Source organism: Parasphingopyxis lamellibrachiae (assembly GCF_003385775.1).
In the GTDB taxonomy this organism is placed as follows: domain Bacteria; phylum Pseudomonadota; class Alphaproteobacteria; order Sphingomonadales; family Sphingomonadaceae; genus Parasphingopyxis; species Parasphingopyxis lamellibrachiae.
This window is the reverse complement of sequence record NZ_QRDP01000005.1, coordinates 21,245-36,197: the sequence shown is the minus strand read 5'-3', so window position 1 is coordinate 36,197 and position 14,953 is coordinate 21,245. Positions and strand designations below refer to the sequence as shown.

Genomic DNA, 14,953 nt, shown 5'->3' with positions numbered 1-14,953 from the left:
CGCATAATAGGGCTAAGGGGCGGTAATTGCGCCTCAATTCGCCGAGTTAATGCGCAGGCTAAGTTATTGATTTGGAAGGATAAACTGTGTGGTGCGCGACGCAGTCCGGAGCGAACCGGTCTCTGATGCGAAATACCCTGTTCTGCGGGAATTTGCAGGGTAATCGGTAGCTTTTGAGCATATTTGGGCGGTCATCGCCGTGAGAAATGTCAGAATTTCAGGCTTTCAAGAGCAAATTCCCTGACCAAGTTAACAGGGTATTTATTCCGCGGAGCAGGGAAGCCCGTCCACGGTGCAGGGAACGTAACCAAGGGCGCGTTTCAGGCCGAGCAGATCCTTTCGGCTTTTATCAAGCTATTGCCGAAGGTCAGGCAAGCGGAAACTGGAAATCTCGACCGGGTTGCTGACGTGTGAGAACCGGAGGTCGATTGCTTATGCTCTACGGACAGCCCGCGAGCTTTAGTGCGACCGTCGATGCTACATCGTTGAGGGCCGGAATGTATTTATCGATCTTCTGGGAAGTTATTTCTGCTTGGTGGAAAGACAGGGAGATCGCTGCGAAGATGCGGCCATCCTGATCTGTCACCGGCACTGCAATGCAGAACAGGTCTTCACTGACCTCGCGATTATCGATGGCGATGCCGTTGTCGCGGACAGATGCAATCTCGGTGCGCAATATATCGGGTGAAACAAGAGTGTTGGCTGTCAGGCTCACAAACGGGCCGTTATCAAGATAGGCTTCGAGCTCTGGCTCTGGCTCGGTCGCTAGTAGGATTTTGCCGATTGCCGAGCAATAGGCCTCCAGTTGCATTTTCTCGCGCGTGAACAGCTCCGTTTCCGTATTCCCCGCCTTGACGAGATAGGTGACCATTCCGCCTTCCAGAACGCCGAGATGGGCCGTGCACTTATATTTTCTTGCCAGTTTCGCGAGCAGCGGGCGGGCAATGCCGGACGCCACCTCCGCTATCGAGAGGTTGGGGTGAAGGATGCGCAGTTCTGGCCCCGCATGATAATGTCCGCGCCGACTGCGTACGAGATAGCCCTGTCGGATCAATGTCTCGGCAATGCGATGTGCGGTTGGCAAAGGAATTTCCAGGGGAGCCGCAATCTCCGTCAGGCTGCTCTTGCCGCCATCCGAAACGATCCGCGAAAGTAGCTTGAAGGCTTTCGCAACGGATTTGTTAGTTTCTTCTCTATTTGTCACAATGTGAGAGATAGCTCGTTCGGCATTGTCGCTGCAAGTTCGGGGACATGATATATGAATCTCAAATGGAGAGAGAGATGTCAGACGCCCAAGAAATTGCCGCCCGCAAACTGCGGGACGCATATTCAGGTAAAACGCTCCCGCCGATGCGCGATACGCTGGACCCGATCGATGTCGATGGTGCCTATGCGATCCAGTCGATCAATACCAGGTTTTGGGAAGAGCAGGGACGGCGTATCGTTGGCCGCAAGATCGGGCTGACGGCAAAGGCGGTGCAGGCGCAACTCGGCGTGGGGCAACCGGATTTCGGTGTTCTGTTTGATGATATGGAAATCGCCGATGGCGGCGTTCTTGAACAGTCCAAGGTGATACAGCCCAAGGCCGAAGCGGAGATAGCCCTTATTCTGGGCAAGGATTTGCCCGCACGGGAAATTACCCGGGATGAACTGGCGGATTGTGTGGCGGAGGCCATGGCCGCGATCGAGATCGTCGACAGCCGCATCGCCGACTGGAAAATTACCTTCGCAGATACCGTCGCCGATAATGGGTCTTCAGCGATGTTCGTCCTCGGAAACGAGCGCAAAGCATTGCCGGGGTTGGATCTGTGGACGTGCGGCATGGTGCTTGAGGTGAATGGCGAAACCGTATCGCTAGGGGCGGGGGCGGCATGTCTGGGCCACCCGCTTATCGCTGCGACATGGCTCGCCAATACGCTCACTGAACGCGGAGAACCGCTGCGGGCCGGGGATATTCTCCTCACCGGAGCGCTGGGGCCCATGGTTGCCCTTGTACCCGGCGATAAAGTCAAGGCGACGGTTGGCGGGCTGGGCTCAGCTTCCTTCTCCTACGGGGCCGAATAGCCATGAGCGGGAAAACCAACGTAGCCATCATCGGGTCCGGCAATATAGGCACCGATCTGATGATCAAGGTGATGCGTCTGTCCGACGTGCTCGAAATGAGTGCCTTTGTGGGAATCGATCCGGAGTCAGATGGTTTGAAGAGGGCCGCACGTATGGGTGTGGCTACCACTTCGGAAGGCATTGAAGGGTTGCTCGCCATGCCGGAGTTTGCGGACATCGAAATCGTTTTCGATGCGACCTCGGCGGGCACTCACAAGCATCATGACGCAATTCTGCGTGCCGAAGGAAAGCGGATCATTGACCTGACGCCGGCTGCGATCGGCCCTTACACTATCCCGCCCGTCAACGGCGATACCAATCTCGACGAGCCCAATGTCAACATGGTGACGTGCGGCGGACAGGCAACAATACCGATCGTTGCTGCGGTTAATCGCGTGGCGAAGGTGCGCTATGGCGAGATCGTCGCGTCCATCTCTTCCAAATCAGCCGGGCCCGGAACGCGGGCGAATATCGACGAGTTCACCGAAACAACGAGCCAGGCCATTGTTGATGTGGGCGGAGCCGAGCGCGGCAAGGCAATCATCGTCCTGAATCCCGCCGAACCGCCGCTGATTATGCGCGACACTGTCTATTGCTTGTCCGAGGATGGCGATCAGGGGGAAATCGAGCAATCGATCGAGGATATGGTGGCTCAAGTCCAAAAATATGTGCCTGGTTATCGGCTGAAGCAGAAGGTGCAGTTTGAACATATCGGTTCGAACCGTCCCTTGCGCATTCCCGAAATGGGAGGGGAATTTACCGGTCTCAAGGTCACGGTGTTTCTCGAAGTGGAAGGGGCTGCGCACTATCTGCCTGCCTATGCAGGAAATCTCGACATAATGACCTCGGCCGCGCTCAAGACAGCCGAGAAAGTTGCCGCGAGAATGCACGAAGGAGTGGCCGCATGACCTTCGATCCCGCTAAGGACAAACTCTATATCCAGGATGTGACCCTGCGGGACGGCATGCATGCCGTCCACCATCAATATGGCCTCGATCACGTCAGGGCGATCGCCAAAGCGCTCGACCGGGCGAGGGTCGATGCCATCGAGGTCGCCCATGGCGACGGGCTGCAGGGTTCCAGTTTCAATTATGGTTTTGGCGCACATACCGATTGGGACTGGATCGGCGCGGTGGCCGAAGTGCTGGAACACAGCGTGCTGACCACCTTGCTGCTCCCCGGCATCGGAACCGTGCATGACCTTAAACGCTCTTATGATCTGGGCGTGCGTTCCGTGCGCATCGCGACCCATTGTACCGAAGCCGATGTATCGAAGCAGCATATCGAAGCCGCTCGCAATCTGGGCATGGACGTGTCGGGCTTCCTGATGATGAGCCATATGTCAGAGCCGGACGCACTGGCGCAGCAAGCCGTGCTGATGGAAAGCTACGGCGCGCATTGTGTTTATGTCACCGATAGTGGCGGCGCGATGACGATGGATCAATATGCGGCGCGCGTGCAGGCCTATGACCGCGTGTTAAAGCCCGAGACGCAGCGCGGGGTGCATGCCCATCACAATCTCTCGCTCGGCGTCGCGAACAGCATTGTCGCGGTGAAAAATGGTGCGATGCGGGTTGATGCGAGTTTGGCCGGAATGGGGGCAGGGGCCGGCAACGCGCCGCTCGAAGTATTTATTGCCGCCGCGGATGTTGAAGGCTGGAACCATGGCACCGATCTCTTCGCGCTTATGGATGCGGCGGAAGAGCTAGTGCGGCCGCTTCAGGACCGTCCGGTCCGGGTGGACCGCGAAACACTAACGCTTGGCTACGCCGGCGTATATTCGAGTTTTCTCCGGCATGCCGAAAAGGCCGGAGAGGAATATGGTGTAGATACGCGGGCCATCCTTGTTGAGCTGGGTCGCCGTAAGATGGTGGGCGGACAGGAAGACATGATTGTCGATGTCGCGTTGGATTTGGCGCGACAAGCCTGACTGCCCTTGTTGGCCCACCCTGAGGGGGTACACCAGTTTCATCGACGGAACACGGATTGCGGCCGGCGTCGACAGTCGTTGGCCCTAAGCAATTATTGGTAAGGACAGCTTGCACCAACTATGGTTTGGAAAATGACGAACCCTACCTGCCGATTTGTGCAATTATCTTCCGACGGTACCCGCAGCGAGATCGCGCGGGTCATTCCGGTCGAACAAGCTATCGCCATTGAGTTTAATGGTATTGGCTATGCGGTCATGATGGCAACGCCGGCCGATCTGGAGGATTTCGCATATGGGTTTGCGCTGGCCGAACGGCTGATAGACGGTCTGCGCGATGTACTGGACGTTTCGACCCATCAAACCCCCGATGGCATAATTGCCCGAATTTCAATTCAGCAAAACCTGACCGGTCGTATCGCTAAACGAGTACGTCACCGCGCTACGGATGCAAGTTGCGGTCTCTGTGGCATTGAAAATCTCGAACAAGCGATGCGCCCCTTACAGAAGCAGGAAAAGGCGGAGTTGCCAGAGGACGCAGTCTTTTTCGCAGCGCTTGCAGGGTTACGCGATTTCCAACCTCTCAATGCGGAGACGGGAGCCGTCCATGTGGCCGCTTTGTGTTCGGCTGGCGGACGCATCCGCCTCGCCCGCGAAGATGTCGGCCGCCACAATGCTTTTGATAAATTGATCGGAGCTATGGCGCGCGAAGAGCTGGATTGGGATGGCGGATTTGCGCTGCTCAGTGCGCGCTGTTCCTATGAACTTGTAGAAAAAGCCTCTGTTGCCAATTGCCCGACACTAGTTACAATCTCTGCGCCAACGAGTTTGGCACTTGAACGGGCCAAGGCTGCTGGTCTCAATCTCGTCGTTCTGGCGCGATCAGATTCGGTATTGTTTGCAAGTTAAGGTGCGTCTGACTGGTGGGTGTCGCGCAAGACGGCGACGGCATTGCGGCTGACCGGCAATAGCTTGCTTTCGTTCTGTTCGAGAGAATCGATAATTTTCACGCGCATACGCGGGTCCCAATATTTGACTATGTGCGCGGCGATCGCATTGGCGGCAGCTGCATCGTCAAGCGTCGCAAAATTTCGGGCGATCTGGTTAGCCATATATATGAGATTGTCCCGGCTATTCATTCGGCCGATTCCGGGATTTCGATCCGGCGGGCGCGCTCGGAATGCGCCTCATAATCTTCCTGCCAGTCGCTCGGGCCGTTGGACGGGGAGATCTGCACCGCCGTTACCTTGTATTCGGGGCAATTGGTCGCCCAGTCCGAAAATTCGGTGGTGACGACATTGGCCTGCGTCGCCGGGTGGTGGAAGGTCGTATAGACGACGCCGGGCGCGACGCGGTCGGTCACCAACAGTCGAAGCGTGGTTTCACCTGACCGGCTGGCGAGGTTTGTCCAGTCGCCGGTTTTCAGACCGCGATTCTCGGCGTCCGAAGGATGCATTTCGAGAATGTCTTCCTCATGCCAGCGGGAATTTTCCGTCCGCCGCGTTTGTGCACCCACGTTATACTGGCTGAGGATGCGGCCTGTTGTTAGCAGCAGCGGGAATCGTGGCCCTGTCTTCTCGTCGGTCGGTACATAGTCGGTGACCACGAACTTGCCCTTGCCACGCACAAAGCCGGTTTCATGCATAACGGGCGTGCCGTCCGGCGTGGCATCATTGGCAGGCCACTGGATCGAGCCGAGTTCGCCGAGCCGGTCAAAACTGACGCCGGCGAATGTCGGGGTCAGCCGGGCAACTTCGTCCATGATCTGCGACGGATGCGCATAGTTCCAGTCGAGGCCCATCGCGCGGGCGAGTTCCTGCGTTACCTCCCAATCCTGCAAACCGTTCATCGGTTCCATCACCTTGCGAACAAGCTGGATCCGTCGCTCGGCATTGGTGAACGTTCCGTCCTTTTCGAGGAAAGTCGAGCCGGGGAGGAAGATATGCGCATAATTCGCGGTCTCGTTGAGGAAGAGGTCGTGGACGATCACGCATTCCATAGCCTCGAGGCCAGCCGCGACATGCTTGGTGTTGGGATCTGACTGGAGGATATCCTCGCCCTGAACGTACAGCGCCTTGAATTCTCCATCGACGGCAGCATCGAGCATATTGGGGATACGCAGGCCCGGCTCGGGGTCTAGCGTTACGCCCCAATCATCTTCAAAAAGCTTGCGCGTCGCTCTATCGGAGACATGGCGATAGCCCGAAAGTTCATGCGGGAAGCTGCCCATGTCGCATGCTCCCTGCACATTGTTCTGGCCACGTAGCGGGTTCACGCCGACACCGGGTCGACCGATGTTGCCCGTCGCCATGGCAAGATTGGCGATCGCCATGACGGTCGATGAACCTTGCGAATGCTCGGTCACACCGAGGCCGTAATAGATCGCACTTTTGCCGCCGGTGGCGTATAGCCTTGCAGCCCTGCGCAGTTCCTCGGCGGGGACTTTCGTGATGGCTTCGAGATGTTCTGGTGAGTGGCTCTCGTCGGATACAAAGCGCGCCCAGTCCTGATACTCATCCCAGTCACAGCGTTCGCGAATGAACGCTTCATCAACTAGTCCTTCTGTCACGATGACGTGCGCGAGCGATGTCAGCACCGCGACATTCGTGCCGGGCTGAAGCGGCAAATGGTGGGCTGCCTCGACATGCGGCATACGCACGAGATCGATGCGGCGCGGATCGATGACGATGAGCTTGGCACCTTCGCGCAACCGCTTCTTCATCCGGCTGGCAAATACGGGATGAGCGTCAGTCGGGTTGGCACCGATCACCAACATCACGTCCGATTGCTCGACGCTGTCGAAATCCTGCGTGCCCGCGCTCGTGCCGAAGGTCGTCTTGAGGCCATAACCGGTGGGCGAATGGCAAACACGCGCGCAGGTATCGACATTGTTGTTGTGAAAGCCTGCACGGATCAGTTTCTGGACGAGGAAGGTCTCCTCGTTGGTGCAGCGGCTCGACGTAATGCCGCCGACCGAACGCGTGCCGTATTTTTCCTGGATGCGCTGAATTTCGCTCGCGGCATGACTGAACGCTTCTTCCCAGCTGACTTCGCGCCAGGGCTGGTCGATGCTCTCGCGGATCATCGGATTGAGGATACGTTCCTTGTGATTAGCATAGCCCCAGGCGAAGCGGCCCTTGACGCAAGAATGGCCGCGATTGGCCTTGCCGTCTTTCCACGGCACCATGCGCACCAGCTGTTCGCCGCGCATCTCTGCGCGGAAGGTGCAGCCGACGCCGCAATAGGCGCAGGTCGTGATGACGGATTTGTCGGGAAGCCCGATTTCCTTGACCGATTTTTCCTGCAAGGTCGCCGTCGGGCAGGCTTGGACGCAGGCGCCGCACGACACACATTCGGAGGACATAAAATCATCGATCGGGGTCCCCGCTGAAACCATCGAACCGAAGCCGCGACCCTCAATAGTGAGCGCATAAGTGCCCTGCACCTCGTCGCAGGCGCGCACGCAGCGCGAACAGGCGATGCATTTGGACGGATCGAAATCGAAATAGGGGTTGGAGCTGTCGGTCTCGAGCCCGAGATGGTTCTCGCCCTCATAGCCGTAGCGCACATCGCGCAGGCCCACGGCCGCCGCCTCGTCCTGCAGTTCGCAGTCGTTATTGGCGCTGCACGTAAGGCAATCGAGCGGGTGATCGGAGATGTAGAGTTCCATCACGCCCTTGCGCAGCTTCTGCAATTTGGGCGTCTGGGTGTGTACGGCCATGCCGTTTGCGACCGGCGTGGTGCAGGAAGCGGGCGTTCCACGCACATCGTCGATCTCGACGAGGCACAGGCGGCAAGAACCAAAACTCTTTATATTGTCGGTCGCGCACAGCTTCGGGATGTGAGTGTCCATCTCGGCCGCCGCGCGCATTACACTCGTCCCTTCGGGGACGTTTATCTTCTCGCCGTCGATGGTCAAAGTGATCGTCTTCTCGGATCGGCTCGCGGGCGTGCCAAAATCCTTTTGCGGTTCATATCCCATTGGGATTCTCCAGTGCCGTCAGATCTTCGGGGTTGTTGATATTTGCAGTTTTCCGTGAAAGTTGCACCGGCCGCGCTCCGCTCTCCTCTATCCAAGCCATCATCGCGCGCTTGTCCTGTATGCGCATCCACTGATTGAGCTGTCCGGACATGGTCGCTGGCCACAGGCCGATAACGGGCTGCAATGCCACGTAGGCCGGCGGCGGAGACAGTTGCTCTGCGATATCCTCGGGGAGATCGGCATTGTCGCACGCAACGCTGAGCACCTCATCAAATCCATTTTTTGACGCATGGCTGAGCGCAGCATTGAGACCGCCAAGCGGACCTTCGCCCGGCGATGGCCTGTCTGCAATGCTCTTGGTCCCGGTATATTCGCGCCCGCAGATCACAATAGCGTCACACTGGATTGCTAGATGACCGCGGACATGCTCGATTAGTGGTTTACCATTAAGCAAAGCCTCAGCCTTGTCGGATCCGAAGCGCTTTGACTGCCCGCCAGCAAGAATGACGCCGAGACGCCTCATGACGCAGGCTCTAACCCGAAATCCTCGGGCCAGTGGGTCAGCGCGCTCATCACCGGATAGGGCGTGAACCCGCCCAGCGCGCAGAGCGAGCCGAACTTCATCGTTTCGCACAGATCGGTCAGCAGGACGACTTCGTCTTCGAGGCTCCGCTCGCTGGACTTGGCGTTGTGCATCTGGGGCAGCGCTTCGCAGGCACCGGCTCCGCGGCCGCCCGCACGAATGCGTTCGAGCGTTTCCTGGCCGCGCACCGCGCCGATTCGGCACGGCGTGCATTTGCCGCAGCTCTCGACCGCGCAGAATTCCATCGCGAAATGCGCCTGGTTCAGCATGTCGGCGGTGTCGTCGAACACCACGATGCCGCCATGGCCGATCAGGCCACCGGCTTCGGTAAAGGCTTCGTAATCGAAGGGCAGGTGGAACATAGAAGGCGGGAAATAGGCGCCGAGCGGTCCGCCGACCTGCACGGCCTTGATCGGCCGTCCGCTCTCAGTGCCGCCGCCAATCTCCTCGACAAGCTCGCCCAGCGTGATGCCGAACGCAATCTCGTAAAGCCCGCCCTGTTTGATGTTACCGGCGAGCTGAACCGGCATCGTGCCGCGCGACCGGCCAATGCCGTAATCCGCATAGGCTTTCGCGCCTTCGGAAAGGACATTAGGCACGGCGGCGAGGGTGAGGACGTTGTTGACCACCGTAGGCTTGCCGAACAGGCCTTCGAGCGCGGGAAGGGGAGGCTTGGCCCGCACTTCGCCCCGCTTGCCTTCGAGGCTGTTGAGGAGCGAGGTTTCCTCGCCGCAAACATAAGCGCCCGCGCCGACACGCACTTCCAGTTTGAACGGCGAAACGAGATGCGCCGAAGCCTTGATCGCGGTTTCCATCTTGCGGATCGCGTGCGGATATTCGGAACGCAGATAGATATAGCCCTTGGTCGCGCCGACGGCGTGGCCGGCAATCGCCATGCCCTCGATCAGGCAATAGGGATCGCCCTCCATCAGCATGCGATCGGCAAAGGTACCGCTATCGCCTTCATCGGCGTTGCAGACGATATATTTCTGATCGCCCGGCGCGCCGGCGACCGTCTTCCATTTGATGCCAGCCGGGAAGCCCGCGCCGCCGCGTCCGCGCAGGCCGGACTCGGTGACCATCCCGATGGTGGCCTCGGGGCCGATCTCATAGGCTTTTTTTAGTGCTACCCAGCCGCCGGTTTCGGTATAGTCTTCAAGGCTTAGCGGCTGCGTCTTGCCGGCACGCGCGAAGGTCAGCCGCTGCTGTTTCGCGATGAACGGGTGATCTTCAATCTTGCCGATCGCCTTGTCGGAACCGCCGTCGAGGATCGCGGCGACATCGCCCGGCGTCGCCGGGCCGAAGCCCATGCCGTTGATATCAACCAGCGGTTCAAGCCATTGCATGCCCCAGCTTGAGGTGCGGACGATCTCCGCATCGGGCGCGGCCCTGGCAAAGGCTTCGGCCAGCTTGTCGGCGCCGCAGGCGATGGCGAGCGCGTCGTCGGAAATGGCGATACGCATGGCCTATAACTCCCGGATCAGCGCTTCGAGCCCCGGTTCGTCGAGGCGGGCATGGACGCTCTCGCCGATCATCGCATTGGGTCCGACGCTGCACAGGCCAAGGCAATAAACGGGTTCAATGGAGGCGCGGCCATTGGCCATCGTTTCGGCTTTGGCGGCGAGCGCTTCCGATCCGCGCGACTGGCAGGCTTCGGCCCGGCACAGTTTGATGATCGGTAGCTCGGCATTCGTCTCGCGATAGTCGTGATAGAAGCTTACGATGCCGTGGACCTCGGTGCGGGTCAGGTTCAGTGCTTTGGCGATCTGTCGTTTCGCTTCCTCGTCGATACAGCCGAATTCGGCCTGCACTTCGTTGAGGATCGGCATTAGTGGTGCTTCGCGGATGCTATGGGCCGTGATGATCTCGTCGAGGCGTGCTGTGGTCATACTTGTTCGGACTTTTCGTCTTCTAGAGTCAGCAAGAGGTCTTTTGCGTCGACTGCACTGCCGATTTCAACAAAAATATCCGCTACCTCGCCGTCACGCAGGGCGGTCAATGCGGTTTCCATTTTCATGGCTTCGAGTGTCATCAGTAGGGTGCCGACTTTCACGGTGTCGCCGCGCTTGACCGCAAGCGTACTTACGACACCCGGCATCGGTGCGCCTATGTGATTGGTATTGCCCGCTTGCGCAATTGGGCGGGTTGGCCTGCCAGATACGGCACTCCGGTCTTTCACCGAGATGACCCTAGGTTGGCCGTTGAGTTCGAAATACACGCGTGCCGTGCCATCGTCCTCAGCTAGCGAAACCATAAGCAGCCGGATGATGAGTGTCTTGCCGCGCTCTATATCAACGGCGATTTCGTCGCCCGGTTCCATGCCATAGAAATAAACTGGCGTGTCGATAACCGAGACAATGCCATATTCGTCCTGAGCTTTAGCAAAGGCCGTGAACACCTCGGGATACATCAGATAGCTTGCAAACTCACGTTCTTGGAGCTTCCGACCACAACGTTCTTCAGCTTCACGCCGTTTGGCCTCGAGGTCGGCTGCTTGCATCAGCGAGGCGGGGCGAACAGTTATGGGCTCGATTTCTTTCAGGACACGACTTTGGATTTCAGTAGGCCAGCCACCCGGCGGTTGTCCTAGATCCCCATGTAGCATCTGTTCGACCGAGCTTGGAAAGGCGATATCGCGATTCTCATCAAGAATATCATTGGCAGAAAGGTTCTGGCTAACCATCATCAATGCCATGTCACCGACAACCTTGGACGAAGGTGTAACCTTTACGATGTCCCCGAACATCATATTAGCCTCGGTATAAGCTGCAGAGACTTCGTGCCAGCGGTCCTCGAGATCAAGAGAGCGGGCCTGTTCCTTCAAGTTTGTGAACTGCCCACCCGGCATTTCATGCATGTACACTTCCGAAGCGCCAGATTTAAGGTCCTGTTCGAATGCGGTGTAATAGCTGCGTACGTTTTCCCAATAGAAACTCAACTGGCGGATAGCCTGGGATGACAGACCGCTATCGCGATCAGTATGATGCACCGCTTCGACGATTGATCCAAGGCAGGGCTGGGACGTTGTGCCCGACATGGAGTCCATTGCCGCATCCACCGCATCGACTCCCGCATCGATCGCAGCGAGAATGGTAGCTGCTGCAGCGCCAGATGTATCGTGAGTATGCAGATGAATGGGGAGGTCGGTTTCATTGCGCAGTGCATTGATCAGCGCCGTGGCAGCCCCCGGCTTCAACAATCCGGCCATGTCCTTGATCGCCAGGATGTGGCAACCGGCGGCTTCCAATTCGCGGGCCAGGCCCGCATAATAGGCGAGGTTATATTTGGCACGGTCCGGGTTCAATATATCGCCAGTGTAGCAAAGCGCGCCTTCGGCGATCTTTCCGCTTTCGACTACTGCATCGATAGCGACCCGCATATTTTCGACCCAGTTGAGGCAATCAAAAATTCGGAAGATATCTATACCTTGTGCTGCTTCCGCAATGAAATGCCGAACGACATTGTCGGGATAGTTGGTGTAACCTACACCATTTGCTCCGCGTAAGAGCATCTGGGTAAGAAGGTTCGGCGCCGTTTCGCGAATTCCGAACAGTCTATCCCAAGGGTCTTCCTGGAGAAAGCGCATGGCGACGTCGAAGGTTGCGCCGCCCCAACATTCAACTGAAAGCAATCCAGGAAGGCCGCGAGCATAGTCGTTCGCGATGCGCACCATATCGGTAGTGCGCATACGCGTTGCGAGCAAAGATTGATGCGCGTCGCGCATTGTCGTGTCGGTTATCAATATTCGCGGGTGCTCGCGCATCCATCGCGCAAAACCCACTGCGCCGAGCTTTTGGAATCTCTGGCGCGTTCCGTCTTGGATGGGAACATCAAATTGTGGTGCTACGGTTGATTTTCGATGGGTAGCCGGGCGTGCGCGGCCTTTGACATCAGGATGGCCGTTGACCGTGACGTCGGCAATGTATCGCAATAGCCGGCTGGCCCGGTCTTGCCGTTTGCGCGATCGTAGAAGCTCCGGCTCCTCGTCGATGAAACGCGTTGTATATTGACCTGCTAGGAAATCCGGATGGGTGAGGACATTCACTAGAAATTGGAGATTGGTCGCCACTCCGCGAATTCTGTATTCGCGCAGCGCTCGAACCATTCGCGCAATTGCCTCATCACCAGTAGGTGCCCATGCAACGATCTTTTCCAGCAAAGGGTCATAGTGGCGGGTCACTATTGCTCCAGAATAAGCCGTGCCGCCATCGATACGGATCCCGAAACCGAAGGCGCCACGATAGGCTGCGATACGCCCATAATCAGGAATAAAATTGTTCTGAGGATCTTCGGTGGTTACCCGGCATTGCAGGGCATGGCCATTAAGCTGAATGTCGGTTTGGCAAGGGACACCCGTTTCCTCCGCAACGCCCACCCGATTTCCATTGGCAATCTTGATCTGCGCTTTGACAATATCAATTCCGGTCACAACTTCGGTGACAGTATGCTCCACCTGGATTCGCGGATTGACTTCAATGAAATAGAAATTTCCACTATCTTCATCCAGCAGAAACTCGACCGTGCCGGCGCCGACATAGTTGGTTGTTCTGCCTATCGCCAAGGCGGCCTCGCAGATCTTGTTGCGCGTTATCTCATCGAGATAGGGGGCAGGAGCCCGTTCGATGATCTTCTGATTGCGGCGCTGTATAGAGCAATCTCGCTCGTACAAATGGACGATGTTGCCATGATGGTCACCGAGCAATTGCACTTCGATATGGCGAGCCCGCTGAATCAGCTTTTCGAGATAGACTTCGTCGCGTCCGAAAACAGCGTGTGCCTCTCGGCGGCCACTGTCTACTGCGGCGATGAGGGCGCCTGAACTATTGATTGACCGCATTCCGCGTCCCCCGCCGCCCCAGCTTGCCTTGAGCATCACTGGATATCCAAGCTCATCTGCGGCAGCTTTGATGATATTGGGATCGGCTGGTAGCGGGTCCGTCGCGGGTATGACCGGCACTCCGGCGGCAATCGCAATCTTGCGTGCAGAAACCTTGTTCCCGAGCATGTGCATGGTTTTTGGTGAGGGGCCGATGAAAATGAGCCCGGCTCGTTTGCTGCTTTCTGCAAAAGCCGGGTCTTCTGAAAGGAACCCATATCCGGGGTGTATCGCATCTGCGCCTGCCTCGCGCGCGATGGCAATGATCCGATCACTATCCAGATAGGCATCAATAGCACCTTTGCCATCACCGAGATGATATGCTTCATCGCATTTGAAGCGATGCAGTGAGAGTTTGTCCTGTTCGGCATAGATGCCGACTGTTCCTATTCCCAACTCACTTGCGGCTCGGAAAACTCGAATCGCTATTTCCGAACGATTTGCGACGAGCAGCTTCGTTATTTGCGTATGTTGGTGTCGATGGAGAAACACGCTCATATCATCGGCTTAGCAACTAGCGCGCACGGCTGATTCCGACGGGGATTAATGTCGGAATTCAGGGCTTTTCGACCGTTCATATACTTCAATCCTTCCTCTTTTTGCGCATTACCTCAGAGGTTCGATCTAATCGAACAAAGTGATTGCTGCCATCACTCCATGGATAGTATCTCCCAAGATCTGAGAGATAAAGAAGATCGCGGAAGCTCGTTGGAGCAAGCTTTGCCATTGCTGATGGCCCTCATCCGAAATTGCGGTCAGAACTCACATAGCGTGTTAGCGAATAGGCTTGGCTTGCCGCTGGCCACCGCGCATCGCGTTGCACAGCAACTTCAAAAGTCGGGTTATCTGATCCGTAGCCGACGTGGCTATTATCATGCTGGTCCTATGCTGACCGCGCTCTCATCGGAACTCGAACCCACTGCCATCGCGGCGGGTATCGCCCGGCCCACCCTCTCGCAATTGGCGCGACGCTATGGATGCATAGACCATTTTGGCATATTCGAGCAGGATATGGTGATCTATCTGTTGAAGGCGGGAAAGGAGAAAGCAAAGCCTTTTTACCCGCGAGACAATGCAACTCGAGGCTTATTGCTCAGGGCTCGGTAAAATTTTGTTGGCAGCGCTCGGTGGAGAAGAACTCGCTACCTTTTCTCTCTCAAGGGCCGTTTGTTTGGTTGACCAGCTAAGACCATTATTCGGCCCGAAGCATTGCAGGAAGAAATAGCCAATGTGCAAAAGTGCGGATTCGCCGTGGACGATCATTAGGTAGATGAGGATCTCTATTGTCTCGCTGTGCCGTCGGTAGATGCCGATGAAAAAGCTATCGCTGCCATTTCACTTTCATTTCGAGAAAAGACTCCTGATGAGTGGGAGCGTGATCGCTATCTAAAGGCGCTTTGCGGCGCTGCTTACAAAATCCGACGGCGTATAAAATGGCAAGAAGCACCAGCGATAAGGTTTCTCCACGCAAAAAAGTGCTTG

Annotated in this window: 12 protein-coding genes; 5 read left to right on the top strand and 7 right to left on the bottom strand. The window is 57.1% G+C overall.

Features of this window, described 5'->3' with window-relative positions:
• Positions 1 to 439: 439 nt before the first annotated feature.
• Positions 440 to 1,327 (bottom strand): IclR family transcriptional regulator, encoded by an 888-nt coding sequence (locus DFR46_RS14730; protein ID WP_147297703.1) that lies wholly within the window; start codon positions 1,325 to 1,327, stop codon positions 440 to 442.
• On the opposite strand from DFR46_RS14730, the gene DFR46_RS14415 reads away from it, so the two are divergent.
• From DFR46_RS14415 to fdhD, 4 genes are all read left to right on the top strand, one after another.
• Complete coding sequence (locus DFR46_RS14415) at positions 1,282 to 2,064, top strand: 2-keto-4-pentenoate hydratase (RefSeq protein ID WP_116237403.1); 783 nt, start codon at positions 1,282 to 1,284, stop codon at positions 2,062 to 2,064. The two genes, DFR46_RS14730 and DFR46_RS14415, sit on opposite strands and share 46 nt — an antisense overlap.
• Positions 2,065 to 2,066: 2 nt before the next feature.
• A complete protein-coding gene (locus DFR46_RS14410) occupies positions 2,067 to 3,011 on the top strand; it encodes an acetaldehyde dehydrogenase (acetylating) (RefSeq protein WP_116237402.1) in 945 nt (314 codons plus the stop codon).
• Positions 3,008 to 4,033, top strand: a complete 1,026-nt coding sequence (gene dmpG, locus DFR46_RS14405; protein ID WP_116237401.1) for a 4-hydroxy-2-oxovalerate aldolase — start codon at positions 3,008 to 3,010, stop codon at positions 4,031 to 4,033. Before DFR46_RS14410 ends, dmpG begins: the two co-directional genes overlap by 4 nt.
• Before the next feature lie 132 nt (positions 4,034 to 4,165).
• A complete protein-coding gene (gene fdhD, locus DFR46_RS14400) occupies positions 4,166 to 4,939 on the top strand; it encodes a formate dehydrogenase accessory sulfurtransferase FdhD (RefSeq protein ID WP_116237405.1) in 774 nt (257 codons plus the stop codon).
• On the opposite strand, the gene DFR46_RS14395 is transcribed toward fdhD, so the two are convergent.
• From DFR46_RS14395 to DFR46_RS14370, 6 genes are read right to left on the bottom strand one after another with little or no spacing between them, the layout of a single operon-like run.
• Entirely contained in the window at positions 4,936 to 5,142 is a 207-nt protein-coding gene (locus DFR46_RS14395) for a formate dehydrogenase subunit delta (RefSeq protein WP_245953908.1), read from the bottom strand. The genes fdhD and DFR46_RS14395 overlap by 4 nt on opposite strands.
• A 23-nt stretch (positions 5,143 to 5,165) precedes the next feature.
• Entirely contained in the window at positions 5,166 to 8,012 is a 2,847-nt protein-coding gene (fdhF, locus tag DFR46_RS14390) for a formate dehydrogenase subunit alpha (RefSeq protein ID WP_116237399.1), read from the bottom strand.
• On the bottom strand, positions 8,002 to 8,535 hold the full coding sequence (gene mobA, locus DFR46_RS14385; protein WP_116237398.1) for a molybdenum cofactor guanylyltransferase: 534 nt from the start codon (positions 8,533 to 8,535) through the stop codon (positions 8,002 to 8,004). The genes fdhF and mobA overlap by 11 nt, the downstream gene beginning before the upstream one ends.
• Positions 8,532 to 10,058: an NADH-ubiquinone oxidoreductase-F iron-sulfur binding region domain-containing protein gene (locus tag DFR46_RS14380; RefSeq protein WP_116237397.1), complete on the bottom strand. Its 1,527-nt coding sequence runs from the start codon at positions 10,056 to 10,058 to the stop codon at positions 8,532 to 8,534. The genes mobA and DFR46_RS14380 overlap by 4 nt, the downstream gene beginning before the upstream one ends.
• Before the next feature lie 3 nt (positions 10,059 to 10,061).
• Positions 10,062 to 10,484 (bottom strand): NAD(P)H-dependent oxidoreductase subunit E, encoded by a 423-nt coding sequence (locus tag DFR46_RS14375; RefSeq protein WP_116237396.1) that lies wholly within the window; start codon positions 10,482 to 10,484, stop codon positions 10,062 to 10,064.
• Positions 10,481 to 13,969 (bottom strand): pyruvate carboxylase, encoded by a 3,489-nt coding sequence (locus DFR46_RS14370; RefSeq protein WP_116237395.1) that lies wholly within the window; start codon positions 13,967 to 13,969, stop codon positions 10,481 to 10,483. Before DFR46_RS14370 ends, DFR46_RS14375 begins: the two co-directional genes overlap by 4 nt.
• Positions 13,970 to 14,128: 159 nt before the next feature.
• On the opposite strand from DFR46_RS14370, the gene DFR46_RS14365 reads away from it, so the two are divergent.
• Complete coding sequence (locus DFR46_RS14365; RefSeq protein WP_162843497.1) at positions 14,129 to 14,578, top strand: helix-turn-helix domain-containing protein; 450 nt, start codon at positions 14,129 to 14,131, stop codon at positions 14,576 to 14,578.
• Positions 14,579 to 14,953 lie beyond the last annotated feature (375 nt).

Coding starts and splice junctions, on each gene's coding strand:
- fdhD (WP_116237405.1), top strand. CDS start 4,166: ATGACGAACCCTACCTGCCGATTTGTGCAATTATCTTCCGACGGTACC.
- DFR46_RS14410 (WP_116237402.1), top strand. CDS start 2,067: ATGAGCGGGAAAACCAACGTAGCCATCATCGGGTCCGGCAATATAGGC.
- DFR46_RS14370 (WP_116237395.1), bottom strand. CDS start 13,969: ATGAGCGTGTTTCTCCATCGACACCAACATACGCAAATAACGAAGCTG.
- fdhF (WP_116237399.1), bottom strand. CDS start 8,012: ATGGGATATGAACCGCAAAAGGATTTTGGCACGCCCGCGAGCCGATCC.
- DFR46_RS14365 (WP_162843497.1), top strand. CDS start 14,129: ATGGATAGTATCTCCCAAGATCTGAGAGATAAAGAAGATCGCGGAAGC.
- DFR46_RS14380 (WP_116237397.1), bottom strand. CDS start 10,058: ATGCGTATCGCCATTTCCGACGACGCGCTCGCCATCGCCTGCGGCGCC.
- DFR46_RS14395 (WP_245953908.1), bottom strand. CDS start 5,142: ATGGCTAACCAGATCGCCCGAAATTTTGCGACGCTTGACGATGCAGCT.
- DFR46_RS14730 (WP_147297703.1), bottom strand. CDS start 1,327: ATGCGTCCCGCAGTTTGCGGGCGGCAATTTCTTGGGCGTCTGACATCT.
- dmpG (WP_116237401.1), top strand. CDS start 3,008: ATGACCTTCGATCCCGCTAAGGACAAACTCTATATCCAGGATGTGACC.
- mobA (WP_116237398.1), bottom strand. CDS start 8,535: ATGAGGCGTCTCGGCGTCATTCTTGCTGGCGGGCAGTCAAAGCGCTTC.
- DFR46_RS14415 (WP_116237403.1), top strand. CDS start 1,282: ATGTCAGACGCCCAAGAAATTGCCGCCCGCAAACTGCGGGACGCATAT.
- DFR46_RS14375 (WP_116237396.1), bottom strand. CDS start 10,484: ATGACCACAGCACGCCTCGACGAGATCATCACGGCCCATAGCATCCGC.